Origin of the sequence: Spirosoma panaciterrae DSM 21099, from assembly GCF_000374025.1 — a bacterium.
GTDB lineage: Bacteria > Bacteroidota > Bacteroidia > Cytophagales > Spirosomataceae > Spirosoma > Spirosoma panaciterrae.
In genome coordinates this window covers 66201-86108 of the sequence record NZ_KB893195.1, presented here as the reverse complement: position 1 = coordinate 86108, position 19908 = coordinate 66201, and the positions used below count along the sequence as shown (strand labels likewise).

The window sequence follows — 19908 nt, the reverse complement described above, 5'->3', positions numbered from 1 at the left end:
AGGTTAGTTAATGCGGATTAGTGAACCGGAAAGCTCGGTAATACCCGGCGATGACAGCTTAGCCGTTGCGCCCTGAAGCGAGATCGGCCCCTTCGCTTCAACCGATACATTGGCCCCACTTACGCTTAATCCTGCCTGCGCGGTTATGGTCAGCGTCGTTTTCGCCTGTAACGTCAGCGCCGAATTACTACTAATTTCAATACCAGATGGCCCCATTGTTATTTTATTCTGGTTTTGATCCTGAATCTTAATCGACTGACTTTGTTCATCCAGAATAAGACTATTTCCGGCTGGCGTATCGATAGTGATCGTTTTGGTATCATCGTTAAAATGTACCCGGAGCTTGCTTCGGGTTGTCAGTCCTTTTTCATGATTGACATCCTTCGCCTGAATTGGCGCCGGATTAGCGCGGCTATGAAGCATTCCCAGCACTACAGCATCGCGCGGATCATCATTGACAAAGCCTACCAGCACTTCATCGCCAATTTCAGGCCGGAAAAAGAAACCGCGTTGCTTACCCGCATCCAGGCTGGCCACGCGTGCCCAGGTCCCTTGTGCGTTATTGTCCAGTACAGGTAACCGAACCAGAATCCGATCCTGGCCTTCAGGGTCATTTTCAAGCTTAACGACCTTTCCAATCTGCAATCCCTGAATAGGTGGAATAAGCCCACTGGCAGGCGGATCGGCTATATCGGGTTGCCGGGCGAACAAATCAGAGGGGAGTCCAAACTGAATGTGGGTTTCCCACCGGCCAACGCCAATCTCATGACGCACAGCACTGACAAACAATTTCCCATTAAAGCGATTGCCTACTCCCTGAATTTCGAGCACTTGTCCTGGTTTGATTGCTCCCACGCCCCGACAACGGGCACGGCCTCGAATTTTTGCCAGTCGACTTCGCAGCATTTGTCCGTTTGTCCATTCCTGAAGCTCTTCTGTGGCTACGATTCCAGCATGACGCAAACTACTTTGTGCCCCTAAAGCCCTCGCCAATTCCTGCCCGGATATATTCCCGGCTTCACTGAGCGATGACGAACTCGAACTGGCGTTGAAAAGTTGCTGGTCCGAATAATTCCAGGCCTGGGCATTCGCTTGTTGCCATTGCTGACGGGCATCAAGTTCGGCTTCAAATTCCAGTAACGTATCGCCATACAGCAGCTGAAGAACTGGATTACCGGTTGTAGCTGGCGTTGTAACGCTGACTTTACCATCATCAACTATTACCAGTCGACCATTTGCTTCTGCTCGCATCAACAGAAAATCCCAGTCAGTAACATGATACTGTACCAACTCAGGATGCGTATACGACGTGGCCTTGAAGTCGGTTTGTAAACCAGAATAGGGCCGAATCAGATCGTTCCAGACATCGCTGTCTTTCTTTCGTTCATAGTACCGGCTATTACGCCCCAAGGTCATTCGAACGGCAGCATCCCGGCACTCAACGGTAAGTTCCGACTGCCCGTTACTTCGTACCTTAACTGCTTGCTTCACAATCACTCCCTGAAACACCGTTACATTATTCTGGTCGTGCCCTATTTTAATATGAATAGGTTTGCCCGGGACAAACGCATCGGTATTACTAATGGCAAACTGGGCAGTTGCTGCTTCGCCGTCTCTGATCACTAACCGAGCAGTAGGTATTCGATTGACTTCTTTGTTAATATCGATCGATAAAACTGCATACGAAGGATCAATCGGTTGATTACCCGTGAGAATATCAAACGTGACCACATCATGTGGGGCGGTTTCGGGGATCGTGCGCGGGGCTTTGCTCATACCACGATTTCGTTTGGATCGAAGGGTGGAAACAACAACGTTTGACCTGGTTTCAGTTGGCGAAAAGTAGTCAGTCGATTGGCTTTGGCGATCTGCAGCACATACTGGCTATCTTCATAAATCCGATAGGTCATCAGATCAAGCCGGTCGCCTTTCGTTACCTGCCGACGATGCGTCAGATCGGGCGATTGTTTGTTTTCGGTGCGAACTCGGTATTCAGGCGATTTATACTCGGTAAAGACGGCCGAAAGTTTAGCCCGCAGCGGTGTACCATTTGGCTGGAAGAGTGTATAGTTGATGTCCAGGTTTTTCAGTACACAAAAGAAGGTAGTATCCTTTCCCCAAATGATCTGGAGGAAATTGGGTCTGTGCTTTTTGCCATCCATCCGATAGACAACCGTCAGAAAGGACTGAATTTGCTCCCGAACATTACCCGACTGAGCATACCCTTCCACCGTATTGGTACCATCGAAGAAAAAATCCAATTTTAGCTCTTCAGGCAATGTGGCTACATAATTCGGATTTGTACCCTGATTACCACTACCTACTCTCGATTCGTTTTCGACCTTGTAACTCTGCGAATAGGTTTCCGGATTAATGGGCAAGGCAAAAGGTCGCTCAGTCGCTTTCTTCTGCATATCCCGATCCTCATATGCCTGAATCATGACTTTTTCGAGTGTACCGTTGTCTGCCATGTTGCTTTACCGTTCTTGTTTTTCCCGTAAAATTTCCATCACCTTCTCAACCACCAAATTCACCAACGATTCCGTATTGGCTCCGTTAGTGGCTGCTGCGGCAGAGCCCGAAGCTGCGCTGTCAGGTGGTGGCTGGGCTTCTTCGAGCGTGGCTTTAATGATTAGCTCCCGGATTTCGATAGGCATAGCTAGGCAGCTTTAAATTCAAACCGATTATAACTCAGTTCGAGCGTTTCAATCAGGACTTCACCCCGTTCGGCATTTAACTCGCCCATTTTCCAGCTTTTAGGCCAGGCATGAATCACCTTCCATAAACACAACGTTTGCGGACGTTCGTCGCCTTCACCCAACAGAGCTACTTCTAAATTGATAGGCTGCACCTCAAGTTGTTCAAAGGCTTTCAGACACCATTTCGTTAGTTCTGAGCTAGCTTCGGGGGTGAGTAGGCCACGTTTCAGCACCAGATCACTGTATTTCCGACGACCAGGCAGTGTATGTTCAAAGCCATTCACTCCGCCTTCCTTCACGGTTTCGGTTTCGATTTGTGCCTCTAATCCTGTAACCGATTGAAAGCGGGCGTCAATACTTTTGATATCCTTTACACCCAATCCCTCAAAGGTTACGGCGAAATAAAAATTAACGTGTTGGTAACTAGGCTGTGCTGCCATTGCTATTCGCTAAATAAATTAAGCACCCTGGGTAGCTAAGGCCAGCCCTTCGTGAACCAGTTCGATGGTCTCGATGGCAATTTCATTGGCATCTGCCTTCATATCCGACGACTGGATTTTAGACGGCCACGCGTTCCGAACAGTCCAGACCAGAATAGGCTGATGTTCTTCGTTCAACAACTTAATTGTGACTGTACTACGGTATTTATTGCCATCGTTTTTCTCCTGGAAGAAAACGGTTTTCTTCCATTCGTTGAAGAATTTAATGTCGCCCTGAAACGTACCGCGTTTGAGGGTAATGTTGCTGAATTTACGTAGACCCGGCTGTTTCATTTTGGTCAGCAGAATATCGGTGCCTTCCCGGTATTCAATCACTTCCGACTCAAAGTCCAGGCCGCTTACTTCGGTGAATCCCATGCGGGTTTCGTTGCCCCAGTCCACTTCAAAGTGAAACTTAGGCAGTGGGTATCCTGTACGTGCCATGTATGGTTAAAGATTAAGAATCTGATGAATGAGGTTTAGTTTTTTCGGGCCTCCTGAGCTGCTTTGATGGCGTTATCCAAGCCTGTTTTGCGCGATTGTGCCAGGTCTCTCGCTTTCTTGGCATCCTCTAACTTTGTTCGGGTAGAAGCTACCTCTTTGGACGCTTTTTCGTACTGTGCCTTTGTGTTTTTGTAATAGGCATCTCCATTCAATGGCATAGTTATTGTACGATACACCGGTCTATCATATAGTTCGCAAACAAGGTTATCTCCATCATCAGGTCGCCAGTTGAAATATTTTTTGAGTTCATCCAGCTTGCCTACTAATCCATTTTCGCCTTCATTATTAGACTTATTTAGTCCATAATCCCAGTCGTTTCGGCAAATGCTGGATCGTAACATGATTACTATCCGTAGCGCATCAAGCATAGGTTTGATGGCTTCTTCAAGGGCAATCATCGCAGCAGTTGTTTTCTTTTTCAGGTCTTCTTTTGCCTGCCAGATATTACCATTTTGTAAAACGGTATTGATATCGTTACTCAGAGCCGTAATTAGTTCCTGAAGCTCTTCAGTATGATAGTGTGTTTCCCATAATAATCCGATCAGATTTTTTGTTGATCTGGTCAACCAGCGAATATTCTGGCAAAGCTCTTCGGCTTGGTCATAAAACAGATTAATTTCGGAGGCAATATCTTCAGCCAATCGATCTGTTTTCTGAAGGGCATCCCAATATAATTTAAGCCGTTGTTCCCACTCCGTATTATTTTTAAACTGGGTATCTAACTCCGAAAATGCGGCCTTTTTAATGGATAAATCATTCGCTGCATCCTGAGCCTGTTTGATCCAAAGCTCAACATAATCTTCAGCGGGTTGCGAATTTGTCTGTTGTGGACTATCGCAACAGATTAAGGTTCGGTTTGGCATATGTGTAAGAAGGTTAAAATTTTTAATGCGATCAGTCTTATTTTTTGTCTATGATAGCATGCCGTCTATTAACTCCGTCAGTCTTCTGCCTGCGTAGCTGCCGTCTGTTTAACCTGCTTAGTACTCCGGTCCGGCTTGCGGTCGAGAGGTTGTTTAGGTTGATTTGGCGTGCAGATAAAGTTCTTAAGCTTGGTCAATCCATCGGCCAGTACAGCGGCATCGAAATACGTAATCTGAGCCGTGGCTTGTTGCCGTATAGCGTCGGTCAATTTAGTCTGCGTATCTTTTGCGTGATCAGTACTGTTCTTGATATTGTCAGCAACATCGGCCGTCAGTAGTTTCACATTACCTCCTAAACGACTAACAAAATCCGTCAATCCTTTAATATTTAAAAAGGTCTGTTTGCCGATGGTGATCACTACTTCTTCCTGTACATCATCGATACGACTATTGCAATCGTCGGCTTTGTCAACAACATCGTCGATCCGTTTCTTAATGTCCGGGAAAGCCCGATGGAGAGCCTGCCGGGCATCTGTATTGCCAGCGTCCTCGTACGCACTCTGTAAGGCCTGGGCAGCAGTTTTTACTTCGTCCAGTTTTTTATTCGCATCTTTAACTGCCTTTAAGACCTCATCAAACTTTTTCTTCAGACCATCCTCATCCTTACTTAAGGCGTCGATGGCTGTTTTGATACTATCAGCACCACTACCCACCTGTGTTGCTACACAATTATCGAGTTGTCGATAAACGGAAAGGTTATCGTCAGCTTTAGTAACAAAACAAAGCCGGGAGTTCGTGTTTTTCACACTGGCATCGTAAGCGCTTTTAGCTGCTGGTTTACCACCATTAATGGATGACTGCCATTCGATACAGAGTTTATTGATAAAATCCTGCGTATGCGTATTCGCATTCCCTTTATAAGGATTATTGATCGGGTCTTTATATTTCTTTGCCATGAGAATGAAGAGTAAGAAATGACAGATAGAATAGAACGCTTAGGCCGCTGACACTTCCGGCATTTTGTGGCTAAACTTCAGGATAATAAATTCAGCCGGACGCACAACGGCCATACCGATTTCAACATTCATACGGCCTTCCAGAATGTCGATTGCCGACATGGTTTCGTTTAGCCCTACTCGGACGTAAAATGCTTGCTGAGCAGTGGTTCCCATCAGGGCACCTGCTTTCCATTGCTGAACCAGAAAATTCTCGATCATCGAACGCACCCGCACCCAGGTATTTGTATCGTTTGGCTCAAATACAAATTGAAATGCCGCGTTTTTGGCCGACTCTTCAACCATAATAAAAAAGCGCCGAACCGGTACGTACCGCCATTCATTGTCATTACCCGCCAAGGTTCTGGCTCCCCAGATTAATGCCGGTCCTCGCCCTCGAAAACTGCGGATTACGTTTACGGATTTACCAGCCACTGGATCAACATTGAGACCATCCTGGCGTTTGTCTGTAATGTCAATGACAGGGCCAATTACAAAATCTATGTTCACGTTGGCGGGCGCTTTCCAGACTCCACGCGAATTATCAACACTAGCATATATACCAACAACTGCACCCGAAGGAGGCATCTCAACGGGCATTTGTTGAATAGCTGACTTAACTCGGAAATACAGGGCATTATTGCTTGACTTCAATTCTGCTAATGCACCAACACCCGTCACATCAACAGTAGCTTCATCATAGGCAAAATCTAAGGACGTGTTGAGATTTGGGAAGTAAGCGGCACCGTACTTTAACGTATCGATTTCACCTAGACCAGCATTTCTTAAGGCTTGAATATTTGTATCTATATATTCTGTAAGATTTGCCGTATCGGAGACTACTTTGTACACGTCCATTACCGTGAAACGATCCTTTAACCCCGCACACTTGTCCAGCGCCTGCTTATATACATCATAATAGTCAACAGTTGAGGGTAGGTTTTGGGCGTCAGGGAACACGATTAGTGTAATTTCATCCTGTTGATCGGAAGCTTCTAACCCATCTAGAAGTGCTGTTTTTTCAATGGCTCCATTAGTATAATCACCCACTGATATAATGTAACAGTCGCCCCCTCCATTACCGTAAAATAACTGCAACGAGTAATACATGTTGTAAGGCCGTCGCTCCTGAGCTGCTAGTTTCGGAATAATATCGGTTGAACCATCCGATTTAGTTCGGACTTCTACTTTTATTCCGGTTTCAGGGGCTGCGTAACCAAATAAATTTTCGTATTCAAGCAGCGACGTAATGTGAATAGGTCGCAATAGGAGCGACTCATCAAGGGAATTTGTTATTTTCTCCGTATACCCGATAAAGACAGGGATCGCCGTTTCGACGGCAGCAATGGAGGGAGGAAACTTGGGAATCTCCTCAATATACACTCCAGGGTGTTGGTAGTTCATAAAGGAAAGGATATTTAGTCTGAGTTTCTAAAGAAAGATTATCGGTTTTGACTGATCGTAGAGCGCAATTTTATGAATGGGTGTATCAACGTAGGTGTAAAAACGGGGCGAGCCTGTTTGTTTGATTAATACGGGTGATGGATTAGGAAGAGGAACATCCAGGTTTTGCGTTGTTGTTTGTTTAAAGCGTAATGAGTAGGGCTTTTTTGTTTCCACATACTGTTTGTCAGCAGAAAGCGTTAGTAGGTTGCCCAGGGGAGGCTCTAGCGTAAGTCCTTTCTGAGTTTTGGCAGAATACCGCCAATAAGTTAAGCGGCTCTGCAACCAGATCTCAAAAATCAATTGCGGGTCTTCGGTAGTTGATGCATTGTATTTTAGCGCGCCATTCTGAAGCAACGAAAAATCACCCAGATCGTCCTGATGGTGCAATCGAATCAAGGCAAATGCTGTCGGATTATACGAGTCGCTCAGGTAAACGAGTTGGTTCATCAGCAAACCGTCAGGCCCGTTAATAGTCAGTTGATATGCGCCATCGGGAAGCTTAATTGTGGTTTTATTAATCCGGGAAAAATCTAACCAGGCCCGTTCTTTAGCCTCCTGCACCACCTTACCGACAACCTCACCCGTCGGTCGACTTAGTTGTGCGTCAATAGATTGTTTTTGGGTGCCAGATAGATTTACATAAAATCGTTTAGGCAACAATCGACGATCTGATTCATTCAAAAAGCCCTGCGTTGGCGTCACTATCTGCCAATCAGCAGGATCGTCTACCTTAGTTGTCTGCAGTGCCTGTTTTACTACCCGAGCTCCATTTTCCATAAAAGCTGCCAATTCGCCGGTTTCATAGGAATTTTGATCGGTAAAATCAGCAACTGGCACTGATAAATTCGGAAAAACGTTACGCGTATCAGCACTATCAAGCACATAAATAGCGGGCGCAAAAGTCTGCAGTCGAGTATTGGTAAAGTTTCGGAAGAGAGGGTTTTTAGGTAGTATGATAAACTCAAATACCAGATCGTTGGGCAGTACAGTTTTGGGGCGAAACGAGATTGTCTGATCGGTTTCTGATAGATATTTATGTACTTCAATGCCGATAACGCACCCTGTATACGTTGCACTGAATTTTAGCTTATATTGCTGAAGTAATTGCTGCGTTGTTTCAGTTGGTTCAATAGTTAAGTCGTTCAGCAGGTTATAATTCCCAGATAATATCTGCGTTCGCAGATAGGCACGCCTTGCTTGAGGAGACAGCACAAAAAAATTACTGCCATCACCTTTTATTAGATAGTACTCGTGAAGCAGACGTACTTCTATCAAACGTTTATAGAGAATCGTTGGCATGTTATTAAACAGGGCATAGAAAAAAAGTCCCTTATTATAAAGGCTGAACAGTACTCCGAATTTCTTCGATAACCGGCACTTCCTGACGAACGTCAGGCTCACGAATCTGCACTAATCGAGCTTTATACATTACAAAAGGAACCTGCCGACCTCCCAGTGACGCCCATAGGTGATTAATCTGCTCAAACGTAAGTGTATATAGGTCAAGAACTAATCGGAGTTTAGATGCTTCTTCATAAAAAGCGGGGTTAAATATTTTGTCGTTTTTAGCGAGAAAAGCTGATGAATTCTGAATGGTAAAATGATTACGCATTTGGAAGAAACTAATCACATAAGAGAGTCGCTTCAGTGCGCCTATATAGGTATCGGTTCCTGGATAGTAGGCCGTAAATAATAAATATAAATTTAATGAAACCGGATTAGGCCTGTGCTCAAACCCTGATAGAGTTCGATGAATTGGATTTATATTCTTTAAAGCTTTTTCCTCTTCAATATTAACTAGGGTAATAACTACTTTGCTTTTCATAGCTGCTCCATCTGTCGTCTGGAGAAATGCGATATTATCCAATACAACCCCATCATCATCTGGTAAGGTATCTCTATCTATAATAATAGTTTTGAGGTAGGTCTCCAGTTCGCTTTGAAGCAATTGTAGGGCAAAATCTATCATTGGGCAGAATCGAACAAAATAGGCTTTATGGCTTACCGTCTATGAACAGTATATTGCAGATCAAAGATCTGAACTATTTTATTCTATAAAATCCCGTATAAATACCCTTTTTATTGAGTGTTTATACGTAAATCTCTCTAATATCCTGTCTTACGCTGAAATAGGTTGTCAGATTTTCACCAAAAATCGACAATCATGCAAGCCCACATTCGCGGTCTCGCGGAGTCGCTTCCTGTACAGTGAACAACTCCGCGAGACCGCCGTTTTTCGCATCCTCTTTGGCTGTGAAGAAGGCAGCCAGGTGATGAAGGATTAGACATTCATAGTGGCCATACTTTGCGTAGCAGGGTCCAACTCTATCGCCAGAAGAGAAGACGGGTATGCTATTTTTTTTCGCCATGAAGCAAGCGCAAAAACGCGATATGGCCGCCTTAAAACAGTGTAATGAGGAGTTGGAGCAGACTCTACAGCAAGCCAATTTGCTGATCCTAGCGCTCAACACGATGATTGAGACCGCTGAAAAAGACGGGGGCGCCCGTGCGCTTAAACGTGCCGATCAGAAAAAGGTCTAGCACCAAACGGTCCTAATCCTTCGTGAAAACGAAATAGCAAAGGTGAGTGTCGGAAGCCTTTGTCGACTGTTTGGTGTGAGCCGACAAGCGTTTCATGCTAGAAAACAACGCGCTCAGCGATCGGTGAGCCATACGATGCTAGTAATGGACTTGGTCACAGCGCTCAGGCGAGATGTGCCTAGCCTGGGAACCCGGAAATTACATCTGTAGGTACGCTGTGACCCCTTGCTCAATGAGCTATTGATTGTGTCAAGGTAATAGTCAATTGCTTCTTTACAACCAATCTCTCGTTTGAGGTCGACTTTTGAGATAGTTGGTTCTGGCTGTTCTAACGGTTCTATATAGGCACTGTTTTTTAAGTCGTCCTGAAGGAGTGCAATTACCTCATTAGCATCTTTCAAACGGGCTTCAATTGAATCGCCTTTTATAACGACTCGTTTGCGTACGAGTTTCTCTCTTTGCTTTGACCAGATACTATAATCGACAACCCATTGCTTTGATAAATCATTGTCGGTTGGCTTCGATAAAAAGGGTTCTTTGTAGGGGTAATTTTTCGGCATTTTAGGACGTACTAAACCCTGTTTGATAGGCAGGAGTTTCTGCCATTTCTTTGCCATTAGAACTCCTGCTACAACAAAAAACGCCCAAATCAAGCTGATTTGAGCGTTTTTCAGAGTGACCACGGGGAGACTCGAACTCCCATGCCGTGAAGCACCACCCCCTCAAGATGGCGTGTCTACCAGTTTCACCACGTGGCCGATTCGGTTATCGAGGTGCAAATATAGCGGTTTAGGATTTTTCTGCAAAAGACGCTTCGAAAACTTTTGCTTTTTTCATGAAGACAGGGGGAAAGCTGGTGGAAATTTCGTACTTTTATCTTTCTAAATTAACAGATTAAAGCCCATATCGTATGGCACTTGAATTAGTCGGAAAGCTTATAAAAGTATTGCCCGAAGTAACGGGTCAGGGTCGAAACGGGGCCTGGAATAAACAAGAATTTGTTATTGAAACACTGGATAGTCAATACCCTAAGAAAGTATGTATGACCGCCTGGGGGGACAAAGCGAATGACCTGAAGCAGTTTGCCGAAGGGGATACGCTGAAGGCTACGTTTAGTGCCGAATCGCGCGAATACAACGATCGTTGGTATACTGAACTGCGTGCGTTTCGGATCGAACTGACGGATGGCGACAATGCACCGGCTACACCCTCAAGGCCCGCTACAATGCAGCAGCCACAATCCCGGTCAACACAGCCAGCTCAATCCTCGGCTGTGTCGTTCAATGCTGCCTTCGAAGAAGAAAGCAACGATTTACCATTTTAAACGGAGTAAAGGGAGGAGGGGGAAGAAAGGGAGAATGGTGATACCATTCTCCCTTTCTTCCCCCTCCTCCCTTTACTCCGCTTTTAGTGATTCGGCTGGGATTCGAACCCAGGACCCATACATTAAAAGTGTATTGCTCTACCAGCTGAGCTACCAAATCAGTTGAACAGATTACGCTTTTGAGAGCGCCTTTGTTCGTAATCGCGGTGCAAAATTATGGCCTTATTTCGTTCATTGCAAGCTATTCGTCTTAAAATAAGTCTATTTTTTTGTTTGATGTCAGTTACTGCGCTGGCACAGACGGCCTTAACCGATTCTCTTCGGCGGGCAGATTCCCTGTTTGCCAGGGGAAATTATGTCCATGCTGCGTATTTATTTGAGATGGCTCTGGCCGAAGGGCATACCGCTACTGACCCCATGCTTTTAAAACTTGCCAGCATTTATGAGCAGCAAAATGACATTCCCCGATTGCTGTATTATCTGGATGTCTATTTCGATCGCCACCCCGACGATGCGGTTCTGCGCCGAATGAATGAAATTGCCCGGGCCAATAACCTTAGTGGCTACGAGACCGACGATCTGAATTATTTTTACCTGTTTTACCGCAAATACGGTATTTATTTTTTACTCTTTTTGCTAATTCCCGCAGGCTACGTTTTTAGTGTGCTTATTCTGAAGGTTATCCGCAAAGAAGAAATTCCAAACCGACAGAAGTGGATTGTATTTCTATACCTGTTTCTGTTGCTCATCTTTACCAATCTGCCCGAAGGGGTTCAGTCGGGTATTACCAGTCATGATCGGGTATTGCTTCGCACAGACCCCTCAGCGGCTGCGCCCGTAGTGGAGGTAATTGGCCGTGGGCATAAGCTCAACATTCTGGGCAAAAAAGACATCTACCTGCGCATCCTCTGGCACAACGAACTCTACTTCATCCGACGCGACAATGTTTGGATAATTTAATGATAGAATGATTGAATTGTTGAACAATTCAATCATTCTATCATTAAATTATCCAAACATTCATTTTCTTAGTGGCGAGTCTTTTTCTTTGGCCAGTGTGTTGTAAACAAGTTTGTCGGCGAGGCTGGGGAGCCACTTGTTGATGAATACGGTCAGTTTGCCCTGGGTAGTCAGGATGAGTTCACGCTTGCGGGACTTCACAGCCTTCAGAATATGGTCGGCACATTCTTCGGCACTCATCATGTTGTTTTCGTCGCGCATGGTTTCACCTTTCGCATTTCCATGAGCATCCAGGGCTGAGTAGCGAATATTCGAAGCTGTAAAGCCCGGACAGGCCGTCAGTACATGAACACCCGTATGCAGTAGTTCGGTACGGACAGCTTCCAGAAAACCATTCATGGCAAACTTAGAGGCTGAATAGCCTGATCGGACAGGCAGCCCCCGATACCCGGCAATCGAGGAAATACCTACGATAGACCCTTTTGATTCGATAAGGAACGGCAGGGCGTGTCGGGTAGCATAAACGGTTCCCATGAAGTTGATGTCCATCACTTTCTGAATGACCGATGGATCGGTATCAATCAGCATGGAACGCATGGAGATCCCCGCATTATTGATCAGAATATCCAGGTGACCGTATTGGGCAATGGTTTGTTCAATAAGTCGTTTAACATCCGTTTCCACACTTACGTCGGCTGTTATGGCAAATACATCGATACCTGCCTGCTTTAGTTCGCTCGTTACGGTTTGTAGCGCGTCGGCTTTTCGTCCGCAGATGACTATGTGGGCTCCTTCGCGCCCAAACGCAAAAGCCAGTGCCCGACCAATACCCGACGAAGCCCCGGTAATCAATACAACTTTATTTTTCATAGAGGAGACAAAGATAGGGCAATTCATCGATAGTCTGCGGAGAGAAATCGTATTGATGAGCTGCCCGTTGACTGGGTTTAGCGAATCAATGTAACGGTCCCTTTCAAGGTTCGCTGGGTGGTGAGTAGCAGGTAGTAATAGGTTCCGGTAGGGGCGTTGGTTCCGTACCACCGGAATTTCGGGTCGGTCGACGAAAAAATGGTTGCCCCCCAGCGATTGGTAATGTCGACACGCCTGAACTGCTCAGAACAGGAGTTTTCGGGCAGGTCTTTGACGGCAAAATAGTCGTTAATACCGTCGCCATTGGGTGTGAAAACATTGGGGACTTTGATATCGGCGGCAAAGGTTGGATTGATAACGTGAAACGTAACGGTCGTGGTGGCGGTATGATTAGGCTGACAGGATCGGTCATCGACTACAAAATCGACCACAAACGTTGCTTCGGTTTTTCCTGCCATCAGCTCGCAGGTGGGTTTCCAGTCAAAGGCTGACTGAAGCATAGGGAGCCCGGCTTTGTTGGTGAAACTCATTCCCATTTCTTTTACATCAAAACCGCGCCCTGTTCCCGTAAGCTGAATCGTATCCCGATCGGGGTCATTGCCCAGAACATTGAAGGTTGTACGACCTGTCGAATCGTTGGGGCTGACTGTAAGCTCAACTACAGGTTGGGAGAGGGTTGTTTGTACACTCGGCGGCTGACTCGGTTTTCCCACTGCCGACAGGTTGACGGAGACCGTATCACGTAAGTTCTGGTTACAGCGGGTGTCTGTGACAATGAAATCAACGATGTAGTTGGATTGGGTAGCCTGCGTACAGGTGGGTTTCCAGGTGAAGAGCTGGGAAACTTTACCAACTCCCGATGCCGACGCGAAGGTCATTCCTGCCTGGGCCAGCGTAAATCCCCGACCAACAGCCTGAATGGTAATATTGTCGTTATCTATGTCATTCCCGAAGGCGGTGAATGTCAACGAAGTGCCCACGTTGATTTTGGCCAGGTTGTTGAGCAGATTGGTACTGGCGGCTGGTTTATGATTCAAGGATGGCGTTATGGATAGCCGGATACTGATGGTATCACTTAACCCTTGTGGGCAGCCATCGTCGGTGGCCCGAATCATCAGCGTAACGGGTTTGCCATCGGCCCCAACACATCGACCAAAGCAGAATTTCGCCTGAAGGGTATCTTTATTGCTCCGGGTAAATAAATCGCCGGGAGCAATGGTCAGGCCGGGCAACGATCCGCTCATATTGACAATGGTGATGCGTTGATTGGGGTCGATGTCAGTAACATAAAGATTCAGGCAGTTGGTATCTTTTTCGGCAATGGTCAGCACAGTGCCTTCTTTGTAAAAAGTCTTCTGCCCATCGGGCCGGAAAAGGAGTTGGGGCGGATTGTTGCGGGGGCAATCGAGCACCAGTACCTGAAAATCACGCCGGACTACCCCGATTCGTTTACCAGCCCGGAACTCGGCTACTTCGACTGAAAATACAAATAAACCCGCCCGGTCGGGGGTGACACTCAGTAAACCTGTGCTTGCATTGACGCGAAGGGGTACAGAGCCCGGAATTTCATTGGCCACTGAGATACCGCTACTCCATTGTATGGTTGGATAAGGGCCCGAGTAAAAGGTGGGCTGGCCAAAACTAGGAATGCTGGGAATGGGTACTGCCGCCGTGCTGAAACCATTATAGGGTGTAACCAATGTATACGTCAGGCTGTCGCCATCGGCATCTTTGGCACTGAAATCGAGCGTGAAGGGTTGGCCAACGCAGGCGTAATCGCCTTTGGGAATCGTAAAATTTGGCGATGAGTTTTTGGTGGATAAGGCGGGAAATTCCAGATAGAAGGCCGAGCCTGCCCCACCCGGATTTATGATGTTATTGATGACGCCATTTCGGCAGCAGCGTTCCCAGGAGATGTAGTAACCGCCCGGGTCGTTGAAGATATTGGGGTCGAACGTTACGTCGTTACTGTATTTGATCAATAACGTACTCAGACTGGAAGTTGCACAGGCCGGTCTTGTGTATACAACAGGTTGCTCACTGACGTAAAAAAGGGAAATATCACCCATAAGCTGGTTGGTCCGTTTGGAGAAAACACCAACGCGTATGTAGCTATCTCTGGCGCCCTGACTACCATTGACAAGGTCGAAATACAGATTCAGATTGACGCGGTGGGTATAGGCCGACTGTGTGCCCAGATACCGTAGTTCCAACTCTCCTCCGACAATGTGTGTTGCCGAGCTAAAGTGACTGATAACCAGTAATAAAGTGGTCAGTAGAAAAGGTAGTCGTACAAGACGGTATAAGTTGAGCATACGTTAGAAATTGTTCGGAATGGAGAGCGTCCGAAAATGGATGCTTAAATTAGCGACTTTTTAGGACTTATGCGTAGAAGGATTCATAAAACCCCCGAACGGTTGGCAAGCGTCCGCATTGATGCCGTAGCAGCCGAAGGGAAGTGTATTGTACGTACCGACGAGGGCGTCATTTTCGTGGATAACCCAACCGGAGGCCCCGGTGTAGCGCCCGGCGATGTGGTCGATCTGCGCATTACAAATCGGAAAAAACAGTATCGCGAAGCGGTAGCGGAACACATTCATGCGTGGTCGTCGGTGCGTACTGAGCCGTTCTGTGAGCATTTTGGAACCTGTGGCGGCTGCAAATGGCAACATATTCAATACAGCGAACAACTGGGCTTTAAACACCAGCAGGTGGTCGATCATCTGACCCGTATCGGCAAGGTAGCGTTGCCCGAAATTCGGCCTATTCTGCCGGCTCATCCTACCCAGTACTACCGGAACAAACTGGAGTTTACCTGTGCCGAAGGGCGTTGGCTGACCACGCGCGAAGTGGCTACCGACCAACCGATGGATCAGCGGGCGGTCGGTTTTCACGTTCCCGGACGGTTCGATAAAGTGCTTCCGATTCATCATTGTTACCTTCAGCCCGATCCGTCCAATGCCATTCGACAGGCCGTGAACGACTATGTATTTGCGCATGGCCTGACGTTGTATAATCTGAAAGCGCACACGGGTTTTCTGCGGACGCTCATCATTCGTACTGCCGCTACTACGCAGCAGGTTATGGTAACGTTGCAGGTGGCCCAGGATAACACCGAGTTACTCAATGGGTTGTTAAGGTATCTGCAAGTTCAATTCCCGGAGATTACGTCGTTGAATTACATCCTGAATACGAAGAAAAACGATAGCTATCAGGATCAGGAGGTAATTAACTGGGCCGGAAAACCCTACATTGAGGAACAAATGGATGAAGCCGATGGCGCCCCATTAACATTCCGGATAGGCCCTAAATCATTTTACCAGACCAACGCCCAGCAAGCCCATAATCTGTACAAGATTACCCGTGAATGGGCCGGGCTTACCGGACGCGAGCGTGTGTACGACTTATATACCGGAACGGGAACCATCGCCCTGTTTGTAGCCCGTCGGTCCAGACAGGTGATTGGGGTCGAGTATGTCGAAGCTTCGGTAGCCGATGCGCGGATCAACGCCGAAGTAAATGGCATTACCAATACCACGTTTGTCGCTGGCGACATGCGGGACATTCTGACCGATGGCTTTTTTGACCAGCATGGTCGTCCGGAAGTGGTCATCACCGATCCACCCCGTGCAGGAATGGATGAGGCCGTGACGCGGCAACTGCTCAAAGCAGCTCCTGAACGGATTGTGTATGTAAGTTGCAATACCGCTACCCAGGCCCGTGATTTGGGCATTCTGGACGAAGGCTACCGGGTGGCCGATGTGCAGCCGGTAGATATGTTTCCGCATACGCACCATGTCGAAAATGTGGCGCTGTTGGTAAAGCGGTAAAGGACAAGGGCATGGAGTAGGGAAGGGGAGACAGCGTGAAACCAGGGGTGAAAGAAATGGCCCCTGATTTCACTAAAAGGCCAGATAGGGAGCAATCTTATCGATGGTTTTAGGGTCCAGAACCCGGATGGGCTTCAAAGATTCGGCGGACGTATAGGCTCCGTGTTGTTCACGATAATTGACAATGATCTGCGCCTGTCGACGGGATAGAAACGGATGCCGGTCCAGTTCGTCAACAGTCGCCGTATTGATGGAGATTTTACGTACGCCCGACTGGATTTTACCGAATTTTAGCAACTCGTCCAACGCCAGCGAGTCTAGTCCGTAAATGTCACGGTATTGTTCTGTTGAGATAAAGCCACCAAGGGCATCCCGAAATTTTACGATACGTCCGGCGAGGGTGGCCCCAATCCCTTTCAGGGCGATCAGTTGCGAGGTGTCAGCCGTATTGATATCAAAAGACTGCAATACGGGCTTGGCCGGGCGCTCAACGAAAGTAGGCCGATTGGTAAAAGCCGGACGGTCGCTTGTTATGGATGCGTCATCGGAGTTGGCTTTCGTAGAGCTAAACCGTTGACTGGGTGAGGTTTCCTTTAGGGTGATGTAAGGTTCTAACTGGTCGTATAGTTCAGGTGGGAAATCATAGATACGCAGCAAGTCTTCTTTCTTTCGAAACTGCCCACCCTTGCTTCGAAACTTGTCGATTCGTTCGGCCAGCCAACGGGGCAGACCGAGCTGCTGCCATTGCCCAATAGTAGCCGTGTTTGGATCAAACGGGAATAGTTTGGGTTCGTTAAAGTGTTCGCTGGTCGTTTTTTCTTTCTCCGATCGACGGCCATATTTAGGTTGTTTCGCTTCTTCTGCCTGCATAATCGCTACCAGGCTGTCGAGTTTCCGCTGATCGGTTGAGGTCGTGTCGATGGGTTTTCGATCAGCAAAAAAACGATATACGAACGGGATCAGTAGAAACAGGATGCATAGAAAAAGTAGGACGATAAATCCCCGTGCCTCTTTATGAGATAGACCAAAGTAGTCGCGGACAAGCGCATGGAGCCGATTAAGCATGAATAACGATTCGTTGCGGTGGTATGTAACTACTGCAAACTAAATCGTAAGTTTATGCTACGCAACTTTTTCGAGTATTTAGTTGATAAAACGCCCGTTCTGCCTGGTATCCCGGGATTGCCACCGACGATATACGTACACACAAAGCCATGCTGCCAATACACCAATGCCTGCGCCGGTCAATACATCCAGCGGGTAGTGGGCAGCTACGTAAATACGACTGTACGACACAACAATGGCCCATGAATACCCCACAATCAACCAGGGGTATTGTTTCCCGAACAAGAGCCAGAGGCAGGTCGCCAGCGCGAAGGTATTAGCCGCATGGGACGACGCAAAGCCATACGGCCCTCCACATTCCATAACGGGGTGAATCAGCTTCTGAAGCGTAACGACGTGGCAGGGACGTAGTCGATGCGTGAGCGGTTTTAGCACCGACGAAGCCGTCTGGTCGCTGATGGCAACGGCTGCAATGAGCGTAATCAGGATACCAATAGCTTGTTTACCATAGCGATAAATGAGCCAGCCGATAAGGAGTGCGTAGAGCGGAAACCAACTGTTGCGCTCCGTTACCCAAATCATGATCGGGTCGAGCCAGGAGGCATACTGGCCGTTGAGCCAAAGAAATAGATCGGTATCGAGTTGATTAAGCGTTTGTAGCACGGTCAATGACCACTTTGTGGTAAATATCCTGCATGGGAATGCTGAAGTCGCCAAGGCGCACGGCCATATCCAGCGAATTATAATCCTCGTTGAGCCAGTGACGACTATCCTGCTGTTTGGTGTATACCGACACGAAGTGTAGAGTCTGATCGATGTAGACAATATACTGTACCGATTCGAGCTGTTTGTAACACCGTAACTTGGTCGATAAATCCTGACGATAGGTTGAATCGGAATGCACTTCGACCAGCACATGCGGATTTGTAATACCTGCTTCTTGCCCTTGCCGAAGAATAAGCTGACTTTCACCCTTCATAACCAGCACATCGGGTTTCACCGCCAGTTCACAATCTGAAACGAAGACTAGTTTATTGCTTCCCATTACCCGGACATCGGGCATATCGTAAAAAATCGTTCGTAATACGCTGATAATATTGGCAACTATTGTTTCGTGTCTGTCGCTGGCCATGCCGATTCGGGCTCTGATCTGTCCATTAATGTATTCGATGTCATAATCAAGAGGAAGCGATTCGTCACGTAACTCGTCCAGTAAGGTCCAATACTCATCCAGCGTGGCCGAAATGAAAATTTCGGGCTCCTGCTTAAGTCGTTCGTTGATTTGCGTTACAAGCGAGGCAGTGGCAACCATGCGCGTAGTTTTTTGATAAAGATACGAAATTTGCCGGAATGGTACAATTGGAGGTTTGAGGTTCGTGCCAGATGTGACAAACCTCAAACGCTAACTCGCAAACTACAACACCAAAAACTGCTTCAGATAATTCCGGGCGGTCAGGATGGCGGTTTTTACATCTTCGGGACTACCTTCAAACGCTTTGTCTTCGACTTCGATGCACACAGGACCCCGGTAACGGACATCGGTGAGTGCCGCAAAGAAATGGCGCCAGCGTACGTCGCCCAGTCCCGGCAGTTTAGGCGAATGGTACTCAAGCGGATTTGCCATAATGCCCACGCGATTCAACTTGTCGGGATACAGCTTCACGTCTTTCAGGTGAATATGATGCAGCCGGTCCCGATAGTCGTAAATAGGGCGAACTTCGTCCATCATTTGCCAGATCAGGTGGCTCGGGTCGTAGTTCAGGCCCAGCGCCCGTGAGGGAATAATCTCGAACATACGATCCCAGATGGCGGGGGCTGTTGCCAGGTTTTTACCGCCCGGCCATTCATCGTCGGTAAACCACATGGGGCAGTTTTCAATGCCAATTTTCACGTTACAGGCTTCGGCCTCTTTTACAATGGCTGGCCAGTGTTCGGCGTAGAGCTTCAGGTTTTCGGTGATACTCAACGAAGGATTTCGACCGATGAAGGTATTTACGACCGGAACGCCCAGCTTGGCAGCCGCCCGAATTAGTTTCTTAATATGTTCCCGGTAATACTCCGCCTGTTCGGGGTTTGGGTCAAGGGGGTTTGGATAGTACCCCAGCCCCGAAATCGAAACCTTATAGAGCCGCGTCAGGGTGCGTATCTGATCAATATCGAGGTTGTCGACATCGATGTGCGTAACGCCCGCGTATCGGCGTGTATCGGCGTTGCTACCAGGCCAGCACATAACCTCCACGCAGGAAAACTGATGCTCCGACGCAAATTTTAGTACACTATTCAGATCATAATCGGCCATTATGGCCGAAACAAAACCAAGGTGAAGCATAGA

At 47.3% G+C, this 19908-nt stretch carries 21 protein-coding genes and 2 tRNA genes; 4 read left to right on the top strand and 19 right to left on the bottom strand.

Going from position 1 to position 19908, the window contains the following annotated elements; all coding sequences use genetic code 11:
* Nucleotides 1–3: 3 nt before the first annotated feature.
* The 10 genes from vgrG to B153_RS0121185 form a co-directional block, all read right to left on the bottom strand.
* Nucleotides 4–1776, bottom strand: a complete 1773-nt coding sequence (vgrG, locus tag B153_RS0121230; protein WP_020598756.1) for a type VI secretion system tip protein VgrG — start codon at nt 1774–1776, stop codon at nt 4–6.
* Nucleotides 1773–2471: a CIS tube protein gene (locus tag B153_RS0121225; protein ID WP_020598755.1), complete on the bottom strand. Its 699-nt coding sequence runs from the start codon at nt 2469–2471 to the stop codon at nt 1773–1775. The genes vgrG and B153_RS0121225 overlap by 4 nt, the downstream gene beginning before the upstream one ends.
* Before the next feature lie 6 nt (nt 2472–2477).
* Nucleotides 2478–2657 carry a DUF5908 family protein gene (locus B153_RS0121220; protein WP_020598754.1) on the bottom strand — a complete coding sequence of 60 codons (180 nt, stop codon included), beginning with the start codon at nt 2655–2657 and terminating at the stop codon, nt 2478–2480.
* Nucleotides 2658–2659: 2 nt separating this feature from the next.
* A complete protein-coding gene (locus B153_RS0121215) occupies nt 2660–3139 on the bottom strand; it encodes a phage tail protein (protein WP_020598753.1) in 480 nt (159 codons plus the stop codon).
* 18 nt (nt 3140–3157) lie between these two features.
* Complete coding sequence (locus tag B153_RS0121210; RefSeq protein WP_020598752.1) at nt 3158–3622, bottom strand: phage tail protein; 465 nt, start codon at nt 3620–3622, stop codon at nt 3158–3160.
* A gap of 35 nt (nt 3623–3657) precedes the next feature.
* Nucleotides 3658–4545, bottom strand: a complete 888-nt coding sequence (locus B153_RS0121205) for a hypothetical protein (protein WP_020598751.1) — start codon at nt 4543–4545, stop codon at nt 3658–3660.
* Nucleotides 4546–4622: 77 nt separating this feature from the next.
* Nucleotides 4623–5501: a hypothetical protein gene (locus B153_RS0121200; RefSeq protein ID WP_020598750.1), complete on the bottom strand. Its 879-nt coding sequence runs from the start codon at nt 5499–5501 to the stop codon at nt 4623–4625.
* Between the two features lie 39 nt (nt 5502–5540).
* Nucleotides 5541–6944: a phage tail sheath family protein gene (locus B153_RS0121195; RefSeq protein WP_020598749.1), complete on the bottom strand. Its 1404-nt coding sequence runs from the start codon at nt 6942–6944 to the stop codon at nt 5541–5543.
* 27 nt (nt 6945–6971) lie between these two features.
* Nucleotides 6972–8285, bottom strand: coding sequence for a hypothetical protein (locus B153_RS0121190; protein WP_020598748.1), 1314 nt, complete (start codon nt 8283–8285; stop codon nt 6972–6974).
* 34 nt (nt 8286–8319) lie between these two features.
* Nucleotides 8320–8955 carry a Pvc16 family protein gene (locus B153_RS0121185; protein ID WP_020598747.1) on the bottom strand — a complete coding sequence of 212 codons (636 nt, stop codon included), beginning with the start codon at nt 8953–8955 and terminating at the stop codon, nt 8320–8322.
* A 398-nt stretch (nt 8956–9353) separates the two neighbouring features.
* On the opposite strand from B153_RS0121185, the gene B153_RS0121180 reads away from it, so the two are divergent.
* Nucleotides 9354–9527, top strand: coding sequence for a hypothetical protein (locus tag B153_RS0121180; RefSeq protein WP_157634775.1), 174 nt, complete (start codon nt 9354–9356; stop codon nt 9525–9527).
* Between the two features lie 113 nt (nt 9528–9640).
* On the opposite strand, the gene B153_RS37350 is transcribed toward B153_RS0121180, so the two are convergent.
* Both B153_RS37350 and B153_RS0121170 read right to left on the bottom strand, forming a co-directional pair.
* A complete protein-coding gene (locus B153_RS37350; RefSeq protein ID WP_157634774.1) occupies nt 9641–10210 on the bottom strand; it encodes a hypothetical protein in 570 nt (189 codons plus the stop codon).
* Nucleotides 10204–10285, bottom strand: a tRNA-Leu gene (locus B153_RS0121170). Before B153_RS0121170 ends, B153_RS37350 begins: the two co-directional genes overlap by 7 nt.
* Before the next feature lie 152 nt (nt 10286–10437).
* Here B153_RS0121170 and B153_RS0121165 point away from each other — a divergent pair.
* Nucleotides 10438–10851, top strand: coding sequence for a DUF3127 domain-containing protein (locus B153_RS0121165; protein WP_020598745.1), 414 nt, complete (start codon nt 10438–10440; stop codon nt 10849–10851).
* 87 nt (nt 10852–10938) lie between these two features.
* On the opposite strand, the gene B153_RS0121160 is transcribed toward B153_RS0121165, so the two are convergent.
* A tRNA-Lys gene (locus tag B153_RS0121160) sits at nt 10939–11011 on the bottom strand.
* 116 nt (nt 11012–11127) lie between these two features.
* Between B153_RS0121160 and B153_RS0121155 the strand changes: the two genes are divergently transcribed.
* Complete coding sequence (locus B153_RS0121155; protein WP_020598744.1) at nt 11128–11811, top strand: tetratricopeptide repeat protein; 684 nt, start codon at nt 11128–11130, stop codon at nt 11809–11811.
* Between the two features lie 60 nt (nt 11812–11871).
* On the opposite strand, the gene B153_RS0121150 is transcribed toward B153_RS0121155, so the two are convergent.
* Nucleotides 11872–12681: an SDR family oxidoreductase gene (locus B153_RS0121150; RefSeq protein ID WP_020598743.1), complete on the bottom strand. Its 810-nt coding sequence runs from the start codon at nt 12679–12681 to the stop codon at nt 11872–11874.
* A gap of 77 nt (nt 12682–12758) precedes the next feature.
* Complete coding sequence (locus tag B153_RS0121145) at nt 12759–14996, bottom strand: T9SS type B sorting domain-containing protein (protein WP_020598742.1); 2238 nt, start codon at nt 14994–14996, stop codon at nt 12759–12761.
* A gap of 69 nt (nt 14997–15065) precedes the next feature.
* On the opposite strand from B153_RS0121145, the gene rlmD reads away from it, so the two are divergent.
* Nucleotides 15066–16511: a 23S rRNA (uracil(1939)-C(5))-methyltransferase RlmD gene (gene rlmD, locus B153_RS0121140; protein WP_026262332.1), complete on the top strand. Its 1446-nt coding sequence runs from the start codon at nt 15066–15068 to the stop codon at nt 16509–16511.
* Between the two features lie 72 nt (nt 16512–16583).
* On the opposite strand, the gene B153_RS0121135 is transcribed toward rlmD, so the two are convergent.
* The 4 genes from B153_RS0121135 to B153_RS0121120 form a co-directional block, all read right to left on the bottom strand.
* A complete protein-coding gene (locus B153_RS0121135; RefSeq protein ID WP_020598740.1) occupies nt 16584–17576 on the bottom strand; it encodes a ComEA family DNA-binding protein in 993 nt (330 codons plus the stop codon).
* A 78-nt stretch (nt 17577–17654) separates the two neighbouring features.
* Nucleotides 17655–18239 carry a phosphatase PAP2 family protein gene (locus tag B153_RS0121130; RefSeq protein WP_040761812.1) on the bottom strand — a complete coding sequence of 195 codons (585 nt, stop codon included), beginning with the start codon at nt 18237–18239 and terminating at the stop codon, nt 17655–17657.
* Entirely contained in the window at nt 18223–18888 is a 666-nt protein-coding gene (locus tag B153_RS0121125) for a Uma2 family endonuclease (protein ID WP_020598738.1), read from the bottom strand. Before B153_RS0121125 ends, B153_RS0121130 begins: the two co-directional genes overlap by 17 nt.
* A 102-nt stretch (nt 18889–18990) precedes the next feature.
* Nucleotides 18991–19905 (bottom strand): sugar phosphate isomerase/epimerase family protein, encoded by a 915-nt coding sequence (locus tag B153_RS0121120; RefSeq protein ID WP_020598737.1) that lies wholly within the window; start codon nt 19903–19905, stop codon nt 18991–18993.
* Nucleotides 19906–19908: the final 3 nt, after the last annotated feature.

Coding starts and splice junctions, on each gene's coding strand:
- B153_RS0121155 (WP_020598744.1), top strand. CDS start 11,128: ATGTCAGTTACTGCGCTGGCACAGACGGCCTTAACCGATTCTCTTCGG.
- B153_RS0121220 (WP_020598754.1), bottom strand. CDS start 2,657: ATGCCTATCGAAATCCGGGAGCTAATCATTAAAGCCACGCTCGAAGAA.
- B153_RS0121200 (WP_020598750.1), bottom strand. CDS start 5,501: ATGGCAAAGAAATATAAAGACCCGATCAATAATCCTTATAAAGGGAAT.
- B153_RS0121215 (WP_020598753.1), bottom strand. CDS start 3,139: ATGGCAGCACAGCCTAGTTACCAACACGTTAATTTTTATTTCGCCGTA.
- B153_RS0121190 (WP_020598748.1), bottom strand. CDS start 8,285: ATGCCAACGATTCTCTATAAACGTTTGATAGAAGTACGTCTGCTTCAC.
- B153_RS0121165 (WP_020598745.1), top strand. CDS start 10,438: ATGGCACTTGAATTAGTCGGAAAGCTTATAAAAGTATTGCCCGAAGTA.
- B153_RS0121195 (WP_020598749.1), bottom strand. CDS start 6,944: ATGAACTACCAACACCCTGGAGTGTATATTGAGGAGATTCCCAAGTTT.
- vgrG (WP_020598756.1), bottom strand. CDS start 1,776: ATGAGCAAAGCCCCGCGCACGATCCCCGAAACCGCCCCACATGATGTG.
- B153_RS0121180 (WP_157634775.1), top strand. CDS start 9,354: ATGAAGCAAGCGCAAAAACGCGATATGGCCGCCTTAAAACAGTGTAAT.
- B153_RS0121205 (WP_020598751.1), bottom strand. CDS start 4,545: ATGCCAAACCGAACCTTAATCTGTTGCGATAGTCCACAACAGACAAAT.
- B153_RS0121225 (WP_020598755.1), bottom strand. CDS start 2,471: ATGGCAGACAACGGTACACTCGAAAAAGTCATGATTCAGGCATATGAG.
- B153_RS0121120 (WP_020598737.1), bottom strand. CDS start 19,905: ATGCTTCACCTTGGTTTTGTTTCGGCCATAATGGCCGATTATGATCTG.
- rlmD (WP_026262332.1), top strand. CDS start 15,066: ATGCGTAGAAGGATTCATAAAACCCCCGAACGGTTGGCAAGCGTCCGC.
- B153_RS0121145 (WP_020598742.1), bottom strand. CDS start 14,996: ATGCTCAACTTATACCGTCTTGTACGACTACCTTTTCTACTGACCACT.
- B153_RS0121185 (WP_020598747.1), bottom strand. CDS start 8,955: ATGATAGATTTTGCCCTACAATTGCTTCAAAGCGAACTGGAGACCTAC.
- B153_RS0121135 (WP_020598740.1), bottom strand. CDS start 17,576: ATGCTTAATCGGCTCCATGCGCTTGTCCGCGACTACTTTGGTCTATCT.
- B153_RS0121210 (WP_020598752.1), bottom strand. CDS start 3,622: ATGGCACGTACAGGATACCCACTGCCTAAGTTTCACTTTGAAGTGGAC.
- B153_RS0121150 (WP_020598743.1), bottom strand. CDS start 12,681: ATGAAAAATAAAGTTGTATTGATTACCGGGGCTTCGTCGGGTATTGGT.
- B153_RS0121125 (WP_020598738.1), bottom strand. CDS start 18,888: ATGGTTGCCACTGCCTCGCTTGTAACGCAAATCAACGAACGACTTAAG.